Annotated in this window: 22 protein-coding genes; 13 read left to right on the plus strand and 9 right to left on the minus strand. The window is 71.5% G+C overall.

Annotation, left to right across the window (positions count from 1 at the left end):
* Positions 1 to 51: 51 nt before the first annotated feature.
* Complete coding sequence (gene serC, locus ACZ4XD_RS02165) at positions 52 to 1,170, minus strand: phosphoserine transaminase (RefSeq protein WP_468037307.1); 1,119 nt, start codon at positions 1,168 to 1,170, stop codon at positions 52 to 54.
* A 92-nt stretch (positions 1,171 to 1,262) separates the two neighbouring features.
* Positions 1,263 to 2,333: a helix-turn-helix transcriptional regulator gene (locus ACZ4XD_RS02170; protein WP_468037308.1), complete on the minus strand. Its 1,071-nt coding sequence runs from the start codon at positions 2,331 to 2,333 to the stop codon at positions 1,263 to 1,265.
* Positions 2,334 to 2,387: 54 nt separating this feature from the next.
* Here ACZ4XD_RS02170 and ACZ4XD_RS02175 point away from each other — a divergent pair, with 54 nt between their 5' ends.
* From ACZ4XD_RS02175 to ACZ4XD_RS02185, 3 genes are all read left to right on the plus strand, one after another.
* Positions 2,388 to 3,869, plus strand: a complete 1,482-nt coding sequence (locus tag ACZ4XD_RS02175) for an FAD-binding oxidoreductase (RefSeq protein ID WP_468037310.1) — start codon at positions 2,388 to 2,390, stop codon at positions 3,867 to 3,869.
* A 71-nt stretch (positions 3,870 to 3,940) separates the two neighbouring features.
* Complete coding sequence (locus ACZ4XD_RS02180) at positions 3,941 to 6,862, plus strand: FAD-binding and (Fe-S)-binding domain-containing protein (protein ID WP_468037312.1); 2,922 nt, start codon at positions 3,941 to 3,943, stop codon at positions 6,860 to 6,862.
* 295 nt (positions 6,863 to 7,157) lie between these two features.
* The gene (locus tag ACZ4XD_RS02185; protein WP_468037314.1) at positions 7,158 to 7,316 is read left to right on the plus strand and encodes a hypothetical protein; all 159 of its coding nucleotides are present in this window, start codon (positions 7,158 to 7,160) and stop codon (positions 7,314 to 7,316) included.
* A 437-nt stretch (positions 7,317 to 7,753) separates the two neighbouring features.
* On the opposite strand, the gene ACZ4XD_RS02190 is transcribed toward ACZ4XD_RS02185, so the two are convergent.
* A complete protein-coding gene (locus tag ACZ4XD_RS02190) occupies positions 7,754 to 8,245 on the minus strand; it encodes an ATP-binding protein (protein ID WP_468037316.1) in 492 nt (163 codons plus the stop codon).
* 208 nt (positions 8,246 to 8,453) lie between these two features.
* On the opposite strand from ACZ4XD_RS02190, the gene ACZ4XD_RS02195 reads away from it, so the two are divergent.
* Together ACZ4XD_RS02195 and ACZ4XD_RS02200 are read left to right on the plus strand one after the other, a co-directional pair.
* Positions 8,454 to 9,332 (plus strand): helix-turn-helix domain-containing protein, encoded by an 879-nt coding sequence (locus tag ACZ4XD_RS02195; protein WP_468037318.1) that lies wholly within the window; start codon positions 8,454 to 8,456, stop codon positions 9,330 to 9,332.
* A complete protein-coding gene (locus ACZ4XD_RS02200; protein WP_468037320.1) occupies positions 9,329 to 9,532 on the plus strand; it encodes a DUF397 domain-containing protein in 204 nt (67 codons plus the stop codon). The genes ACZ4XD_RS02195 and ACZ4XD_RS02200 overlap by 4 nt, the downstream gene beginning before the upstream one ends.
* A gap of 88 nt (positions 9,533 to 9,620) precedes the next feature.
* On the opposite strand, the gene ACZ4XD_RS02205 is transcribed toward ACZ4XD_RS02200, so the two are convergent.
* The 4 genes from ACZ4XD_RS02205 to ACZ4XD_RS02220 all read right to left on the minus strand — a co-directional run bounded on the left by ACZ4XD_RS02205 (position 9,621) and on the right by ACZ4XD_RS02220 (position 11,966).
* Positions 9,621 to 10,253 carry a DUF5753 domain-containing protein gene (locus ACZ4XD_RS02205; protein WP_468037322.1) on the minus strand — a complete coding sequence of 211 codons (633 nt, stop codon included), beginning with the start codon at positions 10,251 to 10,253 and terminating at the stop codon, positions 9,621 to 9,623.
* 77 nt (positions 10,254 to 10,330) lie between these two features.
* Positions 10,331 to 11,185: a helix-turn-helix domain-containing protein gene (locus ACZ4XD_RS02210; protein WP_468037324.1), complete on the minus strand. Its 855-nt coding sequence runs from the start codon at positions 11,183 to 11,185 to the stop codon at positions 10,331 to 10,333.
* Positions 11,186 to 11,206: 21 nt separating this feature from the next.
* Positions 11,207 to 11,734, minus strand: coding sequence for a DUF6879 family protein (locus ACZ4XD_RS02215; RefSeq protein ID WP_468037326.1), 528 nt, complete (start codon positions 11,732 to 11,734; stop codon positions 11,207 to 11,209).
* A complete protein-coding gene (locus ACZ4XD_RS02220; protein ID WP_386446393.1) occupies positions 11,709 to 11,966 on the minus strand; it encodes a hypothetical protein in 258 nt (85 codons plus the stop codon). The genes ACZ4XD_RS02215 and ACZ4XD_RS02220 overlap by 26 nt, the downstream gene beginning before the upstream one ends.
* Before the next feature lie 320 nt (positions 11,967 to 12,286).
* Between ACZ4XD_RS02220 and ACZ4XD_RS02225 the strand changes: the two genes are divergently transcribed.
* A complete protein-coding gene (locus ACZ4XD_RS02225; RefSeq protein WP_468037328.1) occupies positions 12,287 to 12,466 on the plus strand; it encodes a hypothetical protein in 180 nt (59 codons plus the stop codon).
* A gap of 350 nt (positions 12,467 to 12,816) precedes the next feature.
* Positions 12,817 to 13,224 carry a hypothetical protein gene (locus tag ACZ4XD_RS02230; RefSeq protein WP_468037330.1) on the plus strand — a complete coding sequence of 136 codons (408 nt, stop codon included), beginning with the start codon at positions 12,817 to 12,819 and terminating at the stop codon, positions 13,222 to 13,224.
* Between the two features lie 141 nt (positions 13,225 to 13,365).
* On the opposite strand, the gene ACZ4XD_RS02235 is transcribed toward ACZ4XD_RS02230, so the two are convergent.
* Positions 13,366 to 13,866 (minus strand): nuclear transport factor 2 family protein, encoded by a 501-nt coding sequence (locus ACZ4XD_RS02235; protein ID WP_468037332.1) that lies wholly within the window; start codon positions 13,864 to 13,866, stop codon positions 13,366 to 13,368.
* A 229-nt stretch (positions 13,867 to 14,095) separates the two neighbouring features.
* Between ACZ4XD_RS02235 and ACZ4XD_RS02240 the strand changes: the two genes are divergently transcribed.
* Positions 14,096 to 14,542 carry a nuclear transport factor 2 family protein gene (locus tag ACZ4XD_RS02240; RefSeq protein WP_468037334.1) on the plus strand — a complete coding sequence of 149 codons (447 nt, stop codon included), beginning with the start codon at positions 14,096 to 14,098 and terminating at the stop codon, positions 14,540 to 14,542.
* A 168-nt stretch (positions 14,543 to 14,710) separates the two neighbouring features.
* Entirely contained in the window at positions 14,711 to 15,346 is a 636-nt protein-coding gene (locus tag ACZ4XD_RS02245; RefSeq protein ID WP_468037336.1) for a MerR family transcriptional regulator, read from the plus strand.
* 100 nt (positions 15,347 to 15,446) lie between these two features.
* On the opposite strand, the gene ACZ4XD_RS02250 is transcribed toward ACZ4XD_RS02245, so the two are convergent.
* A complete protein-coding gene (locus ACZ4XD_RS02250) occupies positions 15,447 to 16,316 on the minus strand; it encodes a LysR family transcriptional regulator (protein WP_468037338.1) in 870 nt (289 codons plus the stop codon).
* Positions 16,317 to 16,505: 189 nt separating this feature from the next.
* Between ACZ4XD_RS02250 and ACZ4XD_RS02255 the strand changes: the two genes are divergently transcribed.
* The 4 genes from ACZ4XD_RS02255 to ACZ4XD_RS02270 all read left to right on the plus strand — a co-directional run bounded on the left by ACZ4XD_RS02255 (position 16,506) and on the right by ACZ4XD_RS02270 (position 21,806).
* Positions 16,506 to 17,390 carry an EamA family transporter gene (locus ACZ4XD_RS02255; protein WP_468037764.1) on the plus strand — a complete coding sequence of 295 codons (885 nt, stop codon included), beginning with the start codon at positions 16,506 to 16,508 and terminating at the stop codon, positions 17,388 to 17,390.
* Between the two features lie 278 nt (positions 17,391 to 17,668).
* Positions 17,669 to 18,472 carry a TIGR03084 family metal-binding protein gene (locus ACZ4XD_RS02260; protein WP_468037340.1) on the plus strand — a complete coding sequence of 268 codons (804 nt, stop codon included), beginning with the start codon at positions 17,669 to 17,671 and terminating at the stop codon, positions 18,470 to 18,472.
* Positions 18,469 to 20,211 carry an acyclic terpene utilization AtuA family protein gene (locus ACZ4XD_RS02265; protein WP_468037342.1) on the plus strand — a complete coding sequence of 581 codons (1,743 nt, stop codon included), beginning with the start codon at positions 18,469 to 18,471 and terminating at the stop codon, positions 20,209 to 20,211. The genes ACZ4XD_RS02260 and ACZ4XD_RS02265 overlap by 4 nt, the downstream gene beginning before the upstream one ends.
* Positions 20,208 to 21,806, plus strand: a complete 1,599-nt coding sequence (locus ACZ4XD_RS02270; RefSeq protein ID WP_468037344.1) for an acyl-CoA carboxylase subunit beta — start codon at positions 20,208 to 20,210, stop codon at positions 21,804 to 21,806. Before ACZ4XD_RS02265 ends, ACZ4XD_RS02270 begins: the two co-directional genes overlap by 4 nt.
* The last annotated feature ends 2 nt before the right edge of the window (positions 21,807 to 21,808 follow it).

The raw sequence follows: 21,808 nt of genomic DNA on the forward strand, positions 1-21,808 counted from the left end.
ACGAGCCCCGGCGGTCATCCGCCGGGGCTCGTGGTGCGCGTACGCCGGGCGTTACAGCTTGCCGATGACGTGGTCGATGCAGGCCGTCAGGGCCTCCACGTCCGCCGGGTCGATCGCCGGGAACATCGCGATCCGCAGCTGGTTGCGGCCGAGCTTGCGGTAGGGCTCGGTGTCGACGATGCCGTTGGCGCGCAGGACCTTGGCGACGGCGGCGGCGTCGATGCCCTCGTCGAAGTCGATCGTGCCGATGACCTGCGAGCGCTTGGCCGGGTCGGTGACGAACGGGGTGGCGTACTTGGCGTCCTCGGCCCAGCCGTAGAGGGTGCGCGAGGAGGTGGCGGTGCGGCGGACCGCCCAGTCCAGGCCGCCCTGGCCGTTGATCCACTCCAGCTGCTCATTGAGCAGGAAGAGGGTGGACAGCGCCGGGGTGTTGTACGTCTGGTTCTTCAGGGAGTTGTCGATCGCCGTGGGCAGCGAGAAGAACTCCGGGATGTGCCGGCCGGAGGCGTGGACGGCGCGGGCGCGCTCCAGGGCGGCGGGGGAGAAGGCCGCCAGCCACAGACCGCCGTCCGAGGCGAACGACTTCTGCGGGGCGAAGTAGTAGACATCGGTCTCGCTGATGTCCACGGGCAGCCCGCCGGCGCCGGAGGTGGCGTCGACCAGGACCAGCGCGCCCTCGTCGGCGCCCGCGACGCGCTTGAGGGGCGCGGCGACACCGGTCGAGGTCTCGTTGTGGGTGAAGCCGTAGACGTCCACGCCCTGCTCGGCGACCGGGTCCGGGTGGTCGCCCGGGTCGGCGGAGATGACGGTGGGCTCCTCCAGCCACGGCGCGAGCTTGGCGGCCTTGGCGAACTTCGAGGAGAACTCACCGAAGCTGAGGTGCTGGGACTTGCGCTCGATCAGACCGTGCGTCGCGATGTCCCAGAAGGCGGTGGAGCCGCCGTTGCCGAGGACGACCTCGTAGCCCTCGGGGAGCTGGAAGAGGTCACGTACACCGTCGCGCACCTTGCCGACCAGGTTCTTGACCGGGGCCTGGCGGTGGGACGTGCCGAGAAGGGAGCTACCGGTGGCGGCGAGGGCGCCGAGCGCCTCCGTACGCACCTTGGAGGGGCCCGCGCCGAAGCGTCCGTCGGCGGGCTTGATGTCAGCGGGGATCTGGATATCAGCCACGGGGGAAGCCTAATCCGTCGCGCTGCGGGCTCCGGCGGCGCGTCCAGCGGGTGAGATGCCGGCCGCCCATACGGTGGACGGCCGGTCGCGGCCTACGCGGACGGGGTGTCCGCGGCGTAGACGGCGGTGAGCGCGGCCGCGGCCTCGGCCATCACCCGGCGGGCCTCCGGCGGCGCGAGCACTTCGAGGGAATCGCCGAACTGGAGCAGCTGACGGACCGCGGGCAGGACCGGGAAGGCCAGGTCGAGAGTGGCCCAGCCGCCGTCTCCGGCCCCGGCCCCGGACCCGGCCTCGTCTCCGTCCCCCGCCCCGTCGCCGTCGCCCCCACCCGTACGGGGCGGCCCGGTCAGCGCCCCGCCGAGGATCCGCACCGCCAGATCCAGCCGCTCGCGGCGGATCCGGGCGGTCACCCGCACCTCCGCGGGCCGGTCCTCCACCTGGCGCCGCAGCTGCTGCCACACCGCGGCCAGTTCCACGCCCGCACGGCGCCGTACGGGGACCTCGGTGAGGGTCGCGGACGCCACCCGGTCGGCCCGGAAGAGCTGCGGCCTGCCGCGCCGGTCCGCGACGAGGTACCAGGTACCGGCCTTGGCCACCAGCCCGTACGGGTCGACGGTGTAGGTCCGCAGCCGGGTCTCGCCGCTGTGGCGGTAGCGGATCCGCAGCCGCAGGTCGGTGAAGACGGCGGAGTGCAGCACATCGAGGTCCACCGCGGGGCCCCGGCCGGCAGGCCCGCCATCCGGGGCGGCGGCGGACGACGGGCGGGGTGTCCACTTGTCCGGGTCGACCAGGATGCGGCGGCCGGTCAGCTCCGCGGCCGGCCGGTGCGGGGCGGGCAGCGCCGCCATCACCTTGCGCAGCGCCGACCGCAGCGCGTCGTCCAGACCGAGCGCGGAGTGGGCGCCCTGCGCCGCCAGGATGAACAGGGCCCGCGCCTCGTCGGTGGTCATCCCCGTGACATCCGTACGGAAGCCGGGCAGCAGCGCGATACCGCCGTGCCGCCCGCGCTCGGCGTAGACCGGCACCCCGGCCGCCGACAACGCCTCGACATCGCGGTAGACGGTCCGGGCCGAGACCTCCAGCCGCTCGGCGAGCTCCGCGGCCGGCACCCGGCCGCGGGTCTGGAGGAGCAGCACGATCGAGAGCAGACGGGACGACTTCACATCCGGATTTATATATGACGGCCGGTGTCAACTTATCGCGGCAGAGTGCCGGACATGGAGATCAACGACCTCGTCCAGCCGTCCGCACCCGCAGCCCCCGCACTCGACCCCGCCGCCCTCGCCGCGCTCACCGCCCATGTCCGGGGCCCGGTCCTGCTCCCCGGCGACGACGGCTACGACGCCGAACGGTCCGGCTTCCAGCTGGCCCGCCGGCACCGGCCCGCTGTCATCGTCGGCGCCCGGTGCGCCGAGGACGTCGTCGCCGCGGTGCGCTTCGCCCGCGCACAGGGCCTGCCGGTCGCGGTCCAGGCCACCGGGCACGGGCTGTCCGCGGTCACCGACGGCGGCCTGCTGATCAGCACGCGGCGGATGGCCGGGGTGCGGGTGGACGCGGCGGCCGGCACCGCGCGGGTCGAGGCGGGCGTCGTCTGGGGCCAGGTCGTCGAGGCGGCGGCCCCGCACGGACTCGCCCCGCTCAACGGCTCCTCCCCGGGCGTCGGCGTCATCTCGTACACCCTCGGCGGCGGCGTCGGGGTGCTGGCCCGGACGTATGGCTTCGCCGCCGACCAGGTGCGGTCCATCGACCTGGTCACCGCCGACGCCCGGCTGCGGCACGTCACCGCGGACACCGACCCCGAGCTGTTCGGGGCGCTGCTCGGCGGCGGTCACGGCCTGGGGGTGGTGACCGCGATGGAGTTCGGACTGGTGCCGGTGGCCCGGCTCTACGGCGGACAGCTGGTCTTCGGCGGCGAACAGCTCGACGCGGCGCTGACGGAGTATCTGCGCTGGACCGAAACCGTCCCGGACGAGCTGACCTCCTCGCTCGCCCTGATCGCCTACCCGGACCTCCCCCAGCTGCCCGGGTCGCTGCGCGGCCGCTACCTGGCACATATCCGGATCGCCTATACGGGGAGCGCCGCGGAGGGCGAGCGGCTGGTGGCGCCGCTGCGGGCGGTGGGGCCACGGGTGAGCGACGACCTGCGCGAGATGCCGTACGCCGAGTCGCACACCATTCACCGGGACCCGGCCGATCCGCATGCCTACGACGGTGACAACGCGCTGCTCAGCGGGCTGGACGCGAACGCGCTGCGCCGGGTGGCGGCGCTGACCGGACCGGCCGCCCCGGACATGTGCGTGGTCCAGCTGAACCATCTCGGCGGCGCGATGGCCACCCGCGGCGGCGCGGCCGGCACCGTCGGCCACCGGGACGCCCGGTACGCGCTGCGTGTGCTGTCGCCGCTGGCCGGCGCCGCGGAGGACGGCTCCGGCAGCGACCGGGCCGACGCCGCCCTGGCGGCCGTACGGGCCCTGCACGCCGAGGCGCTGGCGGCCGTCGCGCCCTGGCGGCTCGGCCGGAGCGTGAACTTCCTCTTCGGCCGGCACGGGGACCGGCCGGACGCCGAAGAGGTGGCACGCAGCGTCCACGACACGGGCGCGCACCGGCGGCTGGCCGGGCTCAAGGCCCGCCACGACCCGGCGAACCTCTTCCGCTTCCACCCGGCCGCCGCACCGGCCGCGGCCGGCGTTCACGCCTGACGGCACGGAAACTGTCCGGCGATCGGGCCTGCCGACCCTCATGAACCCGCCCCAGTGGGCAGGCTGGAGACATGGCTGATCGTACGGAGACGGAGAAGCGGGATCTGGCGAAGGAGTTGGCGGCCGCGGTACGGGGGGAGGTCTCGTTCGCCGCGGCCGACCGGGCACTGGTGACGATGGACGCGTCCAATTACCGGCGGGTGCCCAGAGCGGTGGTCGCGCCCCTGGACGCCGAGGATGTCGCCGCGGCGCTGCGGGTGTGCCGGGAGCACGGGGTGCCGGTGGTGCCGCGCGGCGCCGGGACCAGCATCGCCGGGCAGGCGACCGGCGTCGGCGTGGTGCTGGACTTCACCCGCCACATGCGGCGGATCGTGTCGCTCGACCCGGCCGCCCGCACCGCCGTCGTCCAGCCGGGCGTCATCCTGGACGACCTGCGGACGGCGGCCGCCGCCCACGGACTCACCTTCGGCCCCGACCCCTCCACCCACAGCCGCTGCACCCTCGGCGGCATGATCGGCAACAACTCCTGCGGTTCGCACTCGGTGGCCTGGGGCACCACCGCCGACAGCGTCCGCGAGCTGGAGCTGCTGACCTACGGCGGCGAGCGGGTACGGGCCGGCCACGGCACGGACCCCACCGGCGCCCCGACCGGACTGCCCCCGCGGCTCCGGGACGGCGTAAAAGCCCTGGTGGACGCCGAATTGGCGCTGCTGCGCACCGGCTACCCCGACCTCCCCCGCCGGATCTCCGGCTACGCCCTGGACGCGCTGCTCCCGGAGAACGGCACCGACCTGGCCCGCGCCCTCACCGGCAGCGAGGGCACCCTCGGGGTACTGACCGAGGCGACCGTACGCCTCGTGGAGACCCCCGCCGCCCGGGTCCTCGCCGTCCTCGCCTACCCCGACGAGAGCGCCGCCGCCGAGGCCGCGCACACCCTCCTCCCGCACCGGCCGATGACGGTGGAGGGGATGGCCGCCGACCTGGTGGGCGCCGCGACCGGGCTGCCCAAGGGCGGCGCCTGGCTGTTCGTCGAGATGGGCGGCGGTAGCCCCGGCGAGGCGGCGGCCCGTGCCGAGGCGCTCTGCCGGGCGGCCGCCGCCGACGGCAGCACCGACCACACCGTCGTCACCGACCCGGCCGGCCAGCGGGCCCTGTGGCGCATCCGCGAGGACGCCTCCGGGACCGCCACCCGGCTGCCGGATGGTTCCGAGGCCTGGCCCGGCTGGGAGGACTGCGCCGTCCCCCCGTCCCAACTGGGCCCTTACCTCCGTGACTTCCGTGCCCTGCTCACCCAGCACGGTCTGCGCGGCACCCCCTACGGCCACTTCGGCGACGGCTGCATCCACATCCGCATCGACTTCGATCTGCTGACCCCGCCCGGCATCCGCCGCTTCCGGGACTTCTCCTACGACCTGGGCGACCTGGTCGTCTCGCACGGCGGCTCGCTCTCCGGCGAACACGGCGACGGCCAGGCCCGCGCCGAACTTCTCCCGAAGATGTACGGCCCAGAACTCGTCGGCGTCTTCGAGCGGTTCAAGTCACTCTGGGACCCGGCCGACGGCCTCAATCCCGGCATGCTCGTCCGCCCCGCACGCCTCGACGAGAACCTCCGCTTCGAGGTGCTGCCCGCCCGCCCGGTCCCGGTGGAGTTCGGCTATCCCCACGACAACGGCGACTTCTCCGCGGCCGTCCGGCGCTGCGTCGGCGTCGCCAAATGCCGCAACGCCACTACGGCACCGGGCTCCACCGACGTCATGTGCCCGTCCTTCCGCGCCACCGGCGAGGAGCAGCACTCCACCCGCGGCCGGGCCCGCCTGCTGCACGAGATGCTGGCCGGCGAGGTGATCACGGACGGCTGGCAGTCGCCCGAGGTGCGCGACGCCCTCGACCTCTGCCTCTCCTGCAAGGGCTGCCGCAGCGACTGCCCGGTCGGCGTCGACATGGCCACCTACAAGGCCGAATTCCTGCACCACCACTACGAGGGCCGGGTGCGCCCCGCCGCCCACTACTCCATGGGCCGCCTCCCCCAATGGCTGCACACCGCCGCCCCCCTGGCCCCCGCCCTCAACGCCCTCGCCCGCACACCACTGGCCACCGTCGCCAAACGCCTCGGCGGAATCGCCCCCGAGCGGCCGATCCCGCGACTCGCCACCGAGACGTTCGCTCGCTGGTGGTGGCGCCGGAAGTCGGCCGCCGCCGGGGAAACGTCCGGCCGCACCGTCATCCTCTGGCCCGACACCTTCACCAACCACCTCTCCCCGGAGGTCGGCCGCGCCGCCGTACGCGTCCTGGAAGCCGCCGGCCTGCGCCCCCTCCTCCCGCCGACCGCCCCGCTGCGCCAGCCCGGCGGCGCCCTCCCGCAGCCCAGCCTGCCCCGCCTCCACCGCCCACCCCTCTGCTGCGGCCTCACCTACGTCTCCACCGGGCAGCTCGACCAGGCCCGACGCGTCATGCGCCGCACCGTCGAGGTCCTCAGCCCGCTCCTCCAGGACGGCCACCCCCTGGTCGTCCTCGAACCGAGCTGCGCCGCCGCCCTCCGCACGGACCTGCCCGAACTGCTCGCCGACGACCCTCGCGCAGCCCAACTTGCCCACTCCGTGCGGACCTTCGCCCAAGCCCTGGAAGAACTGGCCCCCGACTGGCAGCCCCCACGCATCGACCGCCCCGTAGCGGGCCAGACCCACTGCCACCAGCACGCGGTCCTCGGCGACGCCCCCGACCGCCGCCTCCGCGAACGCGCGGGCCTCACGGGCGGCCTGAGCGGCGGCTGCTGCGGCCTGGCCGGCAACTTCGGCTTCGAACGCGGCCACTACGACGTCTCGGTGGCCTGCGCGGAGGACCAACTCCTTCCCTCGGTCAGGCAATCGCCCCAGGATGCGGAAATCCTGGCGGACGGCTTCTCCTGCCGCACCCAGCTCGCCCAGCTCGGCGACCGTCCGGGACGGCACCTCGCGGAGGTGCTGGCGGAGGCGTTGGGGGAGGACGGGGAGTAGCGGAGGCGTCCGGCGCGCGCGGGGAGGTGCACCCCGGTGCGTACCGAACCGCCGCGCCGGTGCTCCGTGCATCGACCGGCGACTTCCGCAGCAGTGCCATCCGGGTGGGGCACATCCCCGAGGGAACACTGACAGAACAGGTGAGAAGTCAGCCGACGGTCCCGTGCGCCCGGCGCGGAAGGACACCGCGTCCACCGCGTCCACCGCGTCCACCGCGGCGGAGCCCGGGACACCGTGACATTCCGAGGCACTGGGGGCGATGGTGCGCAGCTTTGACCTCAAGGCGGAAGCTGAAATGCGACTGGACTCCGACCGCCGCGCGGAGGAACTGGCCGCCCGCAAACGCCACGAGAAGGCGACGGCGGCATCGGACGAGGCCCAGGGGGCCGCTCCTGTTGACGGGCCGCCCCTGTCCGGGGCGGAGGCGGGGGCGCCCGGCGATGCTGAGGGATAGGTCCGGCCCCGACGCGCGGCCCTGACCCAGCCAGGGCATGGCGCCCCGCCTCGCCTACGAGAAGCCGTCCGCCGACGTCAGGGGCGCCCCGAGCCCCGCCGCCTGACCCACTCGGCACGGGCCAGGCGTCCGGGCGTCGGGGCGTGCCGTGAGTGCGTAGGTGCACCCGTCCGCATCAACTGCCCTGAGCGTGACGGGGATTCCGGCAGCCAGGCCCTCCCTCGCCCACCGGTATCCGTCCGCATCCTCCAGCCACGCATGCACCACACCGTCATACGGGGCGCCTAACTGCTGCGCCACGTGCTCCGCTCGCGCCCGGAGCCACCCCAGCGCCCGGCCCGGCGAGTGCGACCTCCAGCCGCCGAGGTCGATCGAGGGCCCGCCCGGATAGCGGGCCGTAGCCTCCGCCCGGTAGGCCATGGGCAGCCGTGGGGCCGTCAGCGGCTGAGCGGCCCCAGTCCCGGGGCCGGCCGCGAGGTATCGCCTGCCGCCAACTCGCCCAACTCGCCCAACTCGACCCACACGGTCTTTCCGGTGCCGTCCCGGTCGACGCCCCAGCCACTTGCCAAGGCGTCCACCAGCACCAAACCGCGCCCACATTCCTCGTCCTCCTTGGCCTCGTTCATTACGGGTAGTTCGTCGCTCGCGTCCCGCACCTCCAGCCGGAGGCGACCGCCCGACCACACGAACCGGACCCCGACCTCCGCGTCGGCGGACGCTTGTGCCCGCACGGCATTGGTGACCAGCTCGGACAGCAACAGCGCGGCGGAGTCGGCCAGTTCGCCACTGACGTGCCAGACCTGAAGCTGCTGCTGGAGTGCCCGACGGGCCTGGCCGGGGCATCGTCTGCCGCCGGGGAAACAGTGGGCGGCGGCGGGCAGCGAGTCGGTCGTGAGTCGTGTTGCTACTGGTCGGGCGCGTGTGGACATAGCTATCCCCTTGGTGCGCGTGACGGAGCGCCATAGCCACGCACCGCAATCTTCCCGCTGCTATGTGTGACGAGTCTCAACGTAGGGCTGCCCTCGGTAGCTGCGCAAGCGGGACGATCGCAAATTTGCGGTGACTCTGTGTGCGTAGCCGGATTGGCACGGTGTCGCCCCAAGCAGGCAAACTGAGGCGCCCGTTGAAAGGAGCGTCATGCCCGCAGGTGGGAAGGCGACGGTGCGAAGCCGCAGGCTCGGAACCGCTCTGAAACGTCATCGGGAAGCGGCCGGCCTTGATCAGGCTGATGGCGCTGAGGCGATCCTGAAGTCGGTGTCCAAGATCAGCCGTCTGGAAGGTGGGCAGACGTCCGCCTCGGCGTTGGAGGTCCGCACACTGCTGGATCGCTACGGGGTGGAAGACGCCGGGGAGCGGGCCCGGTTGTTGGAGTGGGCTCGCAAGAGCAATGAGCGCGGCTGGTGGATCGACTATCAGGAGATGGTCCGGCCTGGCTACGCGGACCACATCACGCTTGAGAACGATGCGACGTATATCCGCTCCTGGTCCCCGACGCGGATACCAGGTCTGTTGCAAACCCCGGACTACACAGAAGCCGTCATCACCATAGGGCCCAAGCTCATTCCGCCTGACCGGGTCGTGGAACTGGTGAAGCTACGGCAGGAGCGACAGTGCAGGATCGAGGAAGGCGACACGCACTTCACGGCGATCATCTGGGAACCGGCCGTGACCGCGCTGACCTGTGTCCGCCATGTGCGCTCCGGCCAGTTGGCGCATCTCCTTGAGGTCAGTCAGCGGCAGAACGTCACGCTTCAACTCCTGCCGATAACTGAAAGCTTGATCGCTGGAATGTCGGGTGCCTTCGTGGCCTTCTCGTTCGGAGTGGAAGCGAACGTTGAGGCCGTGACGCTGGAGAATCCGGCCAATACCAACGTCGTGGAGGCGCCCGAGGATCTGGCCCTGTATGTCAGTGTGTTCGATCAGCTACGCTCGGCGGCACTGTCGCCTGACGAGTCCGCCGAGCGCATCCGGCAGATCCTTGACGGCGGTCCGCAGCACAGGGGAGAGGGATCGTGAAGCCTGAGATCGTCAGCTCGTTTCGCAAGTCGTCCTACTCGGGTCAAGAGGGAGACTGCGTGGAGGTGGCCCACACTGCTGACGGCGGTCGTGTCGTACGTGACAGCAAGGACCACGCCGGCCCAAGCATCGTCCTCGGCGCAGGGGCATGGACTTCGTTCCTGGAGAAGCTGAAGGCGAACCACCCCAGCGCTTTTTGAGGCGGCGGGCGCAAGGCTGGCGGTAGGCAAGAAAGTGCCCCCTGGGTCAAGCATTTGCCCCAGGGGGCACTTGCCGTCACACGCGGCCTCAGCGCAAGCCCTCATGCGCCTTCAGGATGAGCGCCCGTGCCTCCGCGCCGTACACGGCGGACTCTTGCAGCGTGTTCCACACCTTCATATATGTGGCGATGGTGTCCGTATCGTCCAGCCATAGTTCCGCGTGCCAGTCCTCGGTGACTGCCACCCGGTCGTCCAGGATGAGGAACGAATTGGCCGCTGGGATCTTCAGAGGTGCATGGAACGGCACTACTCCCAGCTCCAGTGAATCCACGTCCATGACGCTCGCGAGATGGTCGAGCTGGGCGGCGAGCACCGCGGGCGGACAGATCTGCGCGTGAAGTACTGCCTCCCACATCAGGATGCGAAATTTCCGGCCCGGTTGATGGAGCATCTCTTGGCGCTTGAGCCTGGCGTGGACAGCTTCGTCCGTATCCCGAGGAGAGTTCCGCATTTCCGCGTAACGGAGGAAGATATGCCGCGCATAGTCGGCCGTCTGAAGCATGCCGTCGACGATGGACTCTTCCCACGCATGAACTACCGTGGTCTGCTCGATCGTGGCGCACCAGTTCTCTTGTACCGGGCGGTGTCCCGAGGACAGTTGGATTTCCCAGGGGCGGATCTGGGATTCGAATTCCTTGAATTTCCGTTGTTCAGTGGACACTGAATGAGCCCCTATTGTGTGGTTGGGTTCATCTGCGCTGCGAACTGGTGGAGGTTGAGCGTGAACGCATTGCCGATTCAGTTCAACGCTTCGAGCGATTTTTGAACGAGCACCCGTGCCTCGGCGCCGTACACGGCCATGCTGCGCAACTGCTCGAAGGCCTTGAGGTAAAGAGAGACCTCGGAGGGCTGCTTGACCCGTACCCGCGCTGACACCAACTCGACCGATACCAGAGTGTCGTCGTAGATGTGGAACGTCTCGCGTGGTCCCAGCACGCGATCGTGGGTTGCCAGGGGAATGATGCCGAGTGACACGGACGGCAGGGAACCGGCCGTGAGGATGGAGCCGAGTTGGCCTGCCATCGTGTCCGTGTCTCCGACGCGGTAGTGGAGTACCGCCTCTTCCATGAGCAGTACGAATCGGTGCCCCGGCTCGTGGATGACGCGGGAGCGCTCGACTCGCGCCTGCGCGGCTTCCGCGCTGTCGTCGAAGGCCAGCTCTCGGAATTCGGCGGCCCTCCGCAGGACCTCGGTCGCATAGCCCTCGGTTTGTAGTAGGCCAGGAACGAGGGTTGAGGAGTAGACCCGGAACAGCGTGGTCTGACGGAAGAACTGTACGGAGCGGTTCTGCAATTGTTTGAGGCCGTCGCGCACCTGGTGGCGCCACTCGGTGTACATCGACTCGGCATGCAGCGACAGAGTGATCATGCCGGCCGCCTCGTCCTCTGCACCGCAGGCGTCGCACCACAGTCTGATGTCGTTGGGGGAAGGCGCGGTGCGGGCGTTCTCGATGCGGGATGTTTTGGCATGGTGCCAGCCACAACGACCGGCCAGGTCGGTGATCGTCAGTCCTGCCTCTTTGCGGAGGTCGCGCAGCCGCACAGCGACGACTTCGCGTGCGGCTTGCGCGGACGAGGAAGGAGAGACGGGCATGAGGAAGCGAGGCGCCCTTTGCTAGCGGATTTCGTACTGCTCATGCGGGACAGCGCGTGCCCACACAGCCTCGAAAGCTTCCGAGCAGAGCTTCGCCGTGGCCGGGTCTTCGGCGATCTCCGGGCCTCCTGAGGAGCCATTACCAGCGAAGTGGTTCCACCGGATCAGGCGGCCGTCGAAAAGCCAGAAGTCGTTCCCCGGTAGAGCGATGTCGGAGGCTCGTCGACGGGGTAGCCACCGAACCTGTTCCCCTGCGGAGAGATTGACGGTGGTCCCGGCGTGCTCGAACCGAATGTAGTCGGAGACCGGCTCGGAAACGATGCGTGCCCGCTGGACGATGACGCCACGGGAGACGGCCCGTGAGACCAGGTCAACCCACGGTGCCCAGTGGGCCGAGTGGCGGTCTATGTCCCGCTGGCCGGTGCGCTGCCACGTGGTGAAGTCATTGGCCTCGCCGCTGACTCCATAGGTGTCACGCATTTCGAGGTGCACCGCTGAGTGCTCAGCGGCCTCCAACATGCTGCTAAAGCTTGGCACGTTCTGCGGCATCGCACGCCTCCCTCAGGATCGGCACCAGTCGGGCGGGGACACGGATGACCGACTCGTGGTCAGGGATGAGCTGGGCGTGCCCGGGCGCATTGTTCTGCGCACACTGGGCCCGCGTGGCGTCGTTGGCCGTGTAGCTCTGGATCACGATGTCCGCGTTCTCAAGGTCCACCCAAGCGGTCGGGGACTCGTCGATGTCTGAGTCCGGGTCGACTCCGATGAACTGTAGGTGCACGTCAGCCTCCAGTGAAGGGTTGAGCAGAGCGTCTCAGAGGGCTCCTCGCGGCCGGTGTCAATGACGTTTAGGTCCTGACGGTCCTCTGGCTTCAGGCTCCGCAATGTGCGCTGATGTGCACCACCATCGCGGGGAGAAGCGGCCTGGATCAAGGTGAAAAGCAGTCAACTCACCTGTATGTGGGGATCTCTGCACACCGTTGCACATTGATGGCAACGGTATGCCTGACGCCTCTAGCGTCGTCATCCGGCGTAGCCCCGTCCCGCCGGAGGGGCACGGCCGCCATGCTCGGTCCGACGACGCCCGATGGAGGGGTGCGCATGGCCATCTCGGGACCCCGCCCCACGTCCGCGGCAGCTGCCGTCACGCAGGAGTGCAAGGCCTGCAAAGACCTTGAGCGCGGCCGTAAGCAGGCCGAAGTGGAGCGGGACCTCAGCAGGGTGACCGACTTCAACGTCCTGATCGTCCGGCACCGGTTGACGCACCCAACGGAGCCGTGAGCCGGAGCAGGCAGTCCTGAGACTCCCGCCCCGGCCGCCATTCCCTGCCAGGACACGGCCGGAGCGGGTGGGCCCACGAGGGGCCCTCGCACGTGCACGACGGCGCGCGGATGGACCGCGCGGCGACTCAGCACCTGAGGAGAGCACCATGCGATACCGCTTCGACCCGGTCAAGTACGGCGGCGAGGAGGACGACAACCAGGGCGGCAACCCCAACGGAGGGTGCGGTGACGGTCAGGGCTGTGGCCGTCAGTAGTCCGTGAACCGTGGGCGGCCCCGGCCCGGACCTCGGGTGGGGCCGCCCATTCGGAGCAGTTCACGGAGTGGAACGTGCGACGTCAGGGAGTGAGATGACCGGACCCCACCACCACGCCTACGTCTGGCTCGGCAGCGGCGACGTCCTCGTGAAGCCTGGGGATGCGCACCGTCGGCCGGATCACCCGGAGTTTCGCTCCGCCCAGGTGATGCCGCTGGAGTGTGCGGACTGGCTGCTGAAGCCGGCTGCCCGGATCGAGGCGACGTTCGAGGAGCCGAAAGAGGCAGCTGCGTGGTACGCCGCGCAACTTGCCCACTACGCGGGGCTCTTCGTGGGCTCGTATCCGCCGGAACCGTCGTACGAGGAGACCGTACGGGCCCTGTCCGCCGGTGACGACCGGGTCGGGGGCTGGTGGGTGAGCGGAGGGCGGTTCCTCTCGCTGAACCTGATCGCCTGTGGTCCGCACCGGGTGCGGCCGGAGCGAGCGTGTCCGCTGCGCTAGCCCGCCCGGGGCCGAGCCGCCACCACCGTCACCGCCGTCCCGGGTGGGGGCCGAGGGGCCGCCTGGTCGCCGACCCGCCGCCGTGCCGGGAGAACGCCATCCTGCGCGGCGCGGATCAACTGCTGGTCGCCTCCGAGCGGCTCAGTCCGGGCAGCCCCTGGGGGTGGTGAAGGAGCCGAGCGTGTCCTCGCCGCTGGTCCACCAGACGCCGAGCCGCTGGCGGGTCAGGCGCCAGCCGTCGGCGTCCCGGGCGAAGTCCCAGTCGTAGGGGCCGCCCATGGCATACGGCGAGGCGGCCCGGCCGGGATCGGCGACGGCTACGAACCACATGTAGCCGACGCCGGTCGCCCGGTCGCCCCGCACCTCGAAGTCCAGGTTGAGGATGTGGTGCTGCAGGGTGGTGTACGGCGCCTCGGCCTCGACGACCTTGGCCAGGACCGCCTCGCGGCCGTGGACGCGTTCCCACGGGCCGAACTCCAGCACTGCGTCCTCGGCCCAGCACTCGATCCAGGTGCGCCAGTCCTTGCGGTCCAGCGCCCGCCAGCCGTGGATCATCAGCGCCCGCAGGGACTCCTTGTCCTCCAGGCGCTGGAGGCGTGGGGCGAGGGCGTCGTCGTGGGCGGGGGTGGGAGTGGGGGACATGGTTGCTCCTCTGAGGGGCCGGATGTGCCGGACTGCCGGATGCGGCAACTCTGTGTCGGCGACAGCCACTTCTCCAGGGCGGGCCGAGGCCGGGTGCGGCGCACCCAGGCAGGGGGTTTGATGCGGCCCTGCCATTACCTGGGTGGTAATCGCCGGACCGTCCGGCGCTGGTGAGAATGGTGATCTCTCCGCGTCAGCAGGGCGCAGGGTCCGGATTGGAGTGATCAGATTGCTGTCAGCCACGTCTGCGACCACCCGCGCCGTGGTGGAGGAGTTGCTGCGCCGGATCGGCGAGGGCGACCCCGAGCGCATCGCGGAGCTGTATGCCGAACGGGGCGACTGGAAGCTGGACTGGCCGGAGGCCGAGCACGGTCGTCCGGAGACTCCGTGGATCCGCCACCGCGCCACCCGCGCCGATGCCTGCGCCCACTACCGCGAGCTCGCCGAGCATCATGTGGCCGGGCAGGCAGCTACCGAGATCGAGCGCATCCTCATCGACGGCGACGACGCGGTCGTGTTGGGCGAGATCCGTCAAACTGCCCGCTCCACCGGGCGTGCTTACCGCGCTCGGTTCGCCCTGCACCTCACGGTCAAGGACGGCCTGGTCTCTCGGCACCACGTCTACGAAGACAGCCTTGCCGTCGCCCAGGCTTTCGATGTCGGCAGGGCCGGGTAAGGCCGGCTGGGGCACCGCGAAGCGGGTGGTCACAGCCATTCGTGCGCGGATATCGGTGCCATGCCCATGAGATTGGCTCTCCCCCCTTGGACGGCGACGCCATCCATGTTTGGATAGTTGCACTGTCCAAGCGTTGTCCAAGTGCTGTCCAAGGGAAGGCGGAAGAGCATGCGGCTGGCGGAGTTGAGTGAGCGCAGCGGTGTGTCCACCGCCACGATCAAGTACTACCTGCGCGAAGGGCTGCTCCAGCCGGGGCGCCGGGTCTCCGCCACCCAGGCCGAGTACGGGGAGGACCATCTGCGGCGGCTGCGCCTGGTGCGGGCGCTGATCCAGATCGGCGGGGTTCCGGTGGCCGCGGCGCGTGAGGTGATCGCTGCCGCGGAGGACGAGTCGCTGGACCACCACCTGCGGCTGGGGGCGGCGACCCGGGCGCTGCCCTGCGCCGAGCGGCCCGCCGAGGACGACCCGGCGGTGGAGACCGCCCGCCGCTCGGTGGCGGCGCTGCTGGAGCGGCTGGGCTGGTCCTCCGGTCGCGGCCCGGACCTGCGCAACCCCGCCCACCGGCGGCTCATCGACTCGGTCGCCGCCCTGGTCCGGCTCGGCTACCCCTGCGACACCGAGCAATTGCTGCCGTACGCGCGGCTGGCGGCGCAACTGGCGGTCACCGACCTGGACATGGTCGAGGAGCAGCCGACCCCGACCGGGCAGATCGAGGCCGCCGTCGCGCTGACGGTGCTGTACGAACCGGTGCTGCTGAGCCTGCGGCGCATGGCCCACGCGGAGGAGTCGGCCCGGCGGTTCTGAGGCGCCGCACCGCTCCGGACCCTCACTGCTCCCCGCCGCCCCGGACCCTCACTGCTCCCCGCCGTGCCGGACCCTCACTGCTCCCCGCCGTGCCGGACCCTCACTGCTCCCCGCCGTGCCGCCCCATCACCTCATGGGCCAGCCGGATCAGGTCCGGGATACGCGGATGCCCGGGGCCGTCGCGCCAGGCGATGACGACGGGGACGGGTGGGGCGTCTGTGAGGGGGACGTAGGCCATGGCGGGGTGGGGGTGCATCTCGGCGGTGGCGGAGGTGGTGACGCCGACGGCGCGGCCGCCGGTGATGGCGGCCAGCCAGTCGTCGGTGTTGCCGATGGTGATCGTGGAGGCGGGGCGGGCCGACGGCGGCCACAGGTCGAGCGAGGTGACGCCGGAGACGGTGTTGACGGCGATGGTGCGGTCGGCCAGATCCGCGAGGGAGAGAGCGGTGCGGTGGGCCAGCGGGTCGTCGGCGGGCAGGCCGGCCACTCGGGGCTCGGTGGTCAGCCGCTCGGTGATCAGCCCCGGCGCGCTGACCTCGCCGCGCAGCAGGGCCGCGTCCACCTCCCCGCGGGCGAGACCGGCCGTGCGGTCGTCGATACGGAGGAGTTCGAGCGGGGTCGCCGGGTGCTCCTCGTGCCAGCGGCGCAGCAGCGCGGTGGTGTCCGTACCGGCGCCCGCCCAGGCATGGCCCAGCCGTAGCGGCCAGGCGGTGCGGTGGGCGTAGCCGAGCGCCCGGTCGAAGGCGGCCACCGCGACCGCGGCCCGGTCGCGGAAGGACAGCCCGTCGGGGGTGAGCGCGAGGTGATGGGTGGAGCGGTCGACGAGATGGACGCCGAGGGCCTGTTCCAGCTGGCGCAGGGTGCGGGAGACGGCGGGCTGGGTCAGATGCAGCCGCTCGGCGGCGCGGGTGATGCTCAGGGTGTCGGCGATGGCGAGAAAGCAACGGAAATGACGCAGCTCGATGCTCATGCGCGCGGAGCATAACAACAGGGGAAAAGGCATTTCACGGACCGGAACGGCGGGCCGTAGCGTGGTGGCGTGAACGCTTCGCCCGAGACTCCCGATGGCGGTACGCCCGCTACCCCCGCCCCTTTTGTCGACGCCGCCCCCGCCCGTGACGGGGGCCTTGCGCACCCGATACCGCCCTCGCCCGAGGTACTGACGGCGGAGGCGCAGGCCGGGCGAGCCGGCGGGGCCGGGGCGCGCGGGCGGATCGGGTCGGTGGCGCTGGTCATCGGCGGCATCGTCTCGCTTCAGTTCGGCGCGTCGGTGGCGGTGCTGCTCTTCCCGCGGGCCGGCGCGCTGGGCGTGGTCACGCTGCGGCTGGTCGTTGCCTCGCTGGTGCTGCTGCTCGTCTGCCGCCCCAAGGTCCGTGGCCATACGCGGGGTGACTGGGCCACGGTGCTGGCCTTCGGCGTCGCACTGGCCGGGATGAACTCGCTCTTCTACGAGGCGATCGACCGCATTCCGCTGGGCGCCGCGGTCACCCTGGAGTTCCTCGGGCCGCTGATCCTGTCGGTGGCGACCTCCCGCCGGCTGCTGAGCCTGGTGTGGGCGGCGCTGGCCCTGGGCGGCGTGGTGCTGCTGGGGCGCGAGGGGTTCGACGGGCTCAACCTCACCGGGGCGGCGTTCGCGCTGGCGGCCGGCGGGCTGTGGGCCGCGTACATCCTGCTCTCCGCCCGTACGGGACAGCGCTTCCCGCAGGCGGACGGACTGGCGCTGGCGATGACGGTCGCGGCGCTGCTCAGCCTGCCGTTCGGCATCCTCAGCGCGGGCTCCGCCCTGATCGACCCGGTCACCCTGGGCCTGGGCGCCGCGGTCGCCCTGATGTCGTCCGTCCTGCCCTACACCCTGGAACTGCTCGCCCTGCGCAAGCTCCCGGCCGCCGGTTTCGCGGTGATGATGAGCCTGGAGCCGGCCGCCGCGGCCACCGCCGGATTCCTCGTCCTGCACCAGGCGCTGGGCTGGGCCGAGGTGCTGGCGATCGGGCTGGTCGTGCTGGCCAGTGTGGGCGCCGTACGGAGCGCGGGGGCCCACAGCTGACCCATGGGCCGCCCGCGGCTGTCTCTCAGGGAACTCCTCAGGGAACTCCTCAGGGAACCCCTCAGGGAACTCCTCAGGGCTGTCCCGTAATCGCTGCCAGGGATTACGGGGCAGCCCTGAGGTAACCGTCCCGGCCCAGGAGAACCGTCGCCGGAAAAAATCATGCAGGCGTGCTTGATTGTTTCTGCCGGCGCTGCCACGCTCGGACCCGTACCGCACCAACGCCTGTCAACCTGCCCTGGCCGTAGGCCACATGGGGCCGATGAGGGGAGTGCCGCGTGTCCGATCCCGGCGCCGTACTGGCGGATCTCAGGGCGGAGAGCGAGGAGTTGGACGCGCTGGTCGCGGGGCTGCCGGCCGGGCGCTGGGCGGCCCCGACGCCCGCCGAGAGCTGGACGGTCGCCCACCAGATCGCTCATCTGGCCTGGACCGACCGGCAGGCGCTGCTCTCGGCCACCGACCCGGAGGGCTTTGTGCGCGCCGCGCGCGAAGCTCTCGCCACGCCGCTGACCTTTGTCGACGAGGCCGCCGAGGCCGGTGCGCTGACACCTCCGGCGGAGCTGCTCGCGGACTGGCGGGCCGGCCGCGAGGAGTTGCTCCGGGCGCTCCGGGAGCGGCCCGCCGGGGAGAAACTGCCCTGGTACGGCCCGCCGATGAGCGTGGCCTCGATGGCCACCGCGCGGCTGATGGAGACCTGGGCGCACGGCCAGGACATCGCCGACGCCCTGGGTGCCGTCCGGCCGCCCACCGCCCGGCTGCGGCATATCGCCCGGATCGGGGTCCGGACCCGTGACTTCGCCTACGCGACGCATCAACTCACCCCGCCCGAGGAGGAGTTCCGCATCGAGCTGCGGGCGCCCGACGGCACGGTGTGGGAGTACGGGCCGCCGGAAGCCGCCCAGCGGGTGACCGGTACGGCGCTGGAGTTCTGTCTGCTGGTCACCCAGCGGGCGCACCGCGCCGATCTGCCGTCCGTACGGGCCGAAGGGGCGGACGCGGAGCACTGGCTGGAGATCGCGCAGGCCTTCGCGGGCCCGCCGGGCAAGGGTCGGCCGCCGTCCGGGAAAGCCGCCACCTCATGAGCGACGGCGGCGCGATACGCCCCATAGGCGCCGACCCCGCCGTCCTCCGCGTCGGCAATGCCTCCGGCTTCTACGGCGACCGCTTCGACGCCCTGCGCGAGATGCTCACCGGCGGCCCGCTGGACGTGCTGACCGGCGACTATCTCGCCGAGCTGACCATGCTGATCCTCGGCCGGGACCGGCTGAAGGACCCCGCCCGCGGCTACGCCAGGACCTTTCTGCGGCAGTTGGAGGACGGGCTCGGACTGGCCGCCGAGCGCGGCGTGCGGATCGTCGCCAACGCGGGCGGGCTCAATCCGGCCGGACTCGCCGATGCCGTAAGGGAGTTGGCGGCCAAGGTCGGGGTGCCCGTACGGGTGGCGCATGTGGAAGGTGACGATCTGCTGGCGCGCGGGGGGTGGGGCGAGGGGGTGCTGACCGCCAACGCCTACCTGGGCGGCGGGGGGATCGCCGCCTGTCTGCGGGCCGGTGCCGACGTGGTGGTGACCGGGCGGGTCACCGACGCCGCGCTGGTCAGCGGCGCGGCCCAGGCGCACTTCGGCTGGCGGCCACAAGACCTGGACCAGCTGGCCGGGGCGGTGGCCGCCGGGCACGTCCTGGAATGCGGCACCCAGGCCACCGGCGGCAACTACTCCTTCTTCGACTCCTTCTCCGATGCCCATGACCTGCTGCGGCCCGGCTTCCCGCTCGCCGAGGTCGCCGCCGACGGCAGCGCGGTGATCACCAAACACCCGGGCACCGGCGGCGCGGTCACCACCGGCACTGTCACCGCCCAGCTGCTGTACGAGACGGCCGGCGCCCGCTACGCCGGGCCGGATGTGACGGCACGGCTGGACACCGTACGGCTCACGGAGGAGGCGCCGGACCGGGTCCGGATCGACGGCGTGCGGGGCGAGGCGCCGCCACCGACCCTCAAGACCGGGCTGACCCGCCTGGGCGGCTGGCGCAACGAGGTCACCTTCGTCCTGACCGGGCTGGACGTACCGGCCAAGGCCGCGCTGGTCCGCCGGCAGATGGAGGCGGCCCTCGACGCGGCGGAGCACCGCCCGGCCGAGGTGCGCTGGACACTGGCCCGCACCGACCGGGACGACGCGGCGGTCCAGGAGGAGGCGAGCGCACTGCTGCGCCTGGTGGTGCGGGACCCCGACCAGGACGCGGTCGGGCGGGTGGTCAGTGGCGCCGCGGTCGAGCTGGCGCTGGCCAGCTACCCCGGCTTCCATGTCACCGCGCCGCCCGGTAAGGGCACCCCGTACGGGGTCTTCGAGGCGGCGGCGGTGGACGCGGCCGAGGTACCGCATCACGCCGTCCTGCCGGACGGCACCCGTATCGACGTCCAACCAGCACCCGAAACCCGTGAGTTGGTGCGGCTGCCCGACCCGCCGCTCCCCGAGCCGCTGCCCGCCGGGGCCACCCGGCGCGGGCCGCTCGGCCTGGTCGCCGGAGCCCGCAGCGGCGACAAGGGCGGCTCGGCGAACGTCGGGGTCTGGGCCCGCACCGAGCCGGCCTGGCGGTGGCTGGCACACGAGCTGACCGTCGAGCGCTTCCGGCAGCTGCTCCCCGAGACCGCGGACCTGCCGGTCGACCGGCACGTACTGCCGAATCTGCGCGCGCTCAACTTCGTCGTCGACGGGCTGCTCGGCGAGGGCGTCGCCGCGCAGGCCCGGTTCGATCCCCAGGCCAAGGCCGTGGGGGAGTGGCTGCGTTCGCGGCACATGGACCTACCGGAGGTGTTGTTTTGACCGTGCTCGGAACCGGGCTCGACCCGTCGGGCGCCGAGTACGCGGAGCGTCGTACGGCGATGCTCGCGAAGCTGGCGGAGGTCGAGGAGGCGCACGCCAAGGCGACCGAGGGCGGCGGGGAGAAGTACGTCGCCCGGCACCGCAAGCGCGGCAAACTGCTCGCCCGGGAGCGGATCGAGCTGCTCCTCGACCCCGACACCCCGTTCCTGGAGCTGTCGCCGCTCGCCGCCTGGGGCAGCGACTACCAGGTCGGCGCCTCACTGGTCACCGGCATCGGGACCGTCGAGGGCGTGGAGTGCCTGATCACCGCCAACGATCCGACGGTGCGCGGCGGCGCCAGCAACCCCTGGACGCTGAAGAAGTCGCTGCGGGCGCACGAGATCGCCTTCGCCAACCGCCTCCCGGTGATCTCACTCGTGGAGTCCGGCGGCGCCGACCTGCCCAGCCAGAAGGAGATCTTCATCCCGGGCGGGGCGCTGTTCAAGGACCTCACCCGGCTGTCCGCGGCCGGTATCCCGACCGTCGCCGTGGTGTTCGGCAACTCGACCGCGGGCGGTGCGTACGTCCCCGGGATGTCCGACCACGTGATCATGGTCAAGGAGCGCGCCAAGGTGTTCCTGGGCGGCCCGCCGCTGGTGAAGATGGCGACCGGCGAGGAGAGCGACGACGAGTCGCTGGGCGGCGCCGAGATGCACGCCCGCACCTCCGGGCTCGCCGACCACTTCGCGGTGGACGAGCCGGACGCGCTGCGCCAGGCCCGGCGGGTGGTCGCCCGCCTCAACCACCGCAAGGCGCACCCCGATCCGGGCCCGGCGGCACCCCCCAAGTACGACGAGGAAGAGCTGCTGGGCATCGTCCCCGGCGACCTCAAGGCCCCCTTCGACCCCCGCGAGGTCATCGCGCGGATCGTGGACGGCTCGGACTTCGACGAGTTCAAGCCGCTCTACGGGCCGAGCCTGACCACCGGCTGGGCCGAGCTGCACGGCTACCCCGTCGGCATCCTCGCCAACGCCCAGGGCGTGCTCTTCAGCGCGGAGTCCCAGAAGGCCGCCCAGTTCATCCAGCTGGCCAACCAGCGCGACATCCCGCTCCTCTTCCTCCACAACACCACCGGCTACATGGTCGGCAAGGAGTACGAGCAGGGCGGCATCATCAAACACGGTGCGATGATGATCAACGCGGTGTCGAACTCGAAGGTCCCGCACCTCTCCGTCCTCATGGGCGCCTCCTACGGCGCCGGCCACTACGGCATGTGCGGCCGCGCCTACGACCCCCGCTTCCTGTTCGCCTGGCCGAGCGCCAAGTCCGCCGTCATGGGGCCGCAGCAGCTGGCCGGGGTGCTCTCGATCGTCGCCCGCGCGTCGGCCGCCGCCAAGGGGCAGCCGTACGACGACGAGGCGGACGCCGGGCTGCGCGCGATGGTCGAGCAGCAGATCGAGTCGGAGTCGCTGCCGATGTTCCTGTCCGGGCGGCTCTACGACGACGGCGTCATCGACCCGCGCGACACCCGAACCGTCCTCGGCCTGTGCCTGTCCGCCCTCCACAACGCCCCCGTCGAGGGCGCGCGGGGCGGCTTCGGCGTCTTCCGGATGTGAGG

The sequence above is a fragment of the Streptomyces sp. NPDC029466 genome (genome assembly GCF_055574515.1).

Excerpts from the sequence above, each read along its gene's own strand:
- ACZ4XD_RS02190 (WP_468037316.1), bottom strand. The coding sequence starts at position 8,245 with ATGTCCACACGCGCCCGACCAGTAGCAACACGACTCACGACCGACTCG.
- ACZ4XD_RS02245 (WP_468037336.1), top strand. The coding sequence starts at position 14,711 with ATGCGGCTGGCGGAGTTGAGTGAGCGCAGCGGTGTGTCCACCGCCACG.
- ACZ4XD_RS02185 (WP_468037314.1), top strand. The coding sequence starts at position 7,158 with ATGCGACTGGACTCCGACCGCCGCGCGGAGGAACTGGCCGCCCGCAAA.
- ACZ4XD_RS02215 (WP_468037326.1), bottom strand. The coding sequence starts at position 11,734 with ATGCCGCAGAACGTGCCAAGCTTTAGCAGCATGTTGGAGGCCGCTGAG.
- ACZ4XD_RS02230 (WP_468037330.1), top strand. The coding sequence starts at position 12,817 with ATGACCGGACCCCACCACCACGCCTACGTCTGGCTCGGCAGCGGCGAC.
- ACZ4XD_RS02235 (WP_468037332.1), bottom strand. The coding sequence starts at position 13,866 with ATGTCCCCCACTCCCACCCCCGCCCACGACGACGCCCTCGCCCCACGC.
- ACZ4XD_RS02180 (WP_468037312.1), top strand. The coding sequence starts at position 3,941 with ATGGCTGATCGTACGGAGACGGAGAAGCGGGATCTGGCGAAGGAGTTG.
- ACZ4XD_RS02175 (WP_468037310.1), top strand. The coding sequence starts at position 2,388 with ATGGAGATCAACGACCTCGTCCAGCCGTCCGCACCCGCAGCCCCCGCA.
- ACZ4XD_RS02250 (WP_468037338.1), bottom strand. The coding sequence starts at position 16,316 with ATGAGCATCGAGCTGCGTCATTTCCGTTGCTTTCTCGCCATCGCCGAC.
- ACZ4XD_RS02265 (WP_468037342.1), top strand. The coding sequence starts at position 18,469 with ATGAGCGACGGCGGCGCGATACGCCCCATAGGCGCCGACCCCGCCGTC.
- ACZ4XD_RS02210 (WP_468037324.1), bottom strand. The coding sequence starts at position 11,185 with ATGCCCGTCTCTCCTTCCTCGTCCGCGCAAGCCGCACGCGAAGTCGTC.
- ACZ4XD_RS02225 (WP_468037328.1), top strand. The coding sequence starts at position 12,287 with ATGGCCATCTCGGGACCCCGCCCCACGTCCGCGGCAGCTGCCGTCACG.
- ACZ4XD_RS02195 (WP_468037318.1), top strand. The coding sequence starts at position 8,454 with ATGCCCGCAGGTGGGAAGGCGACGGTGCGAAGCCGCAGGCTCGGAACC.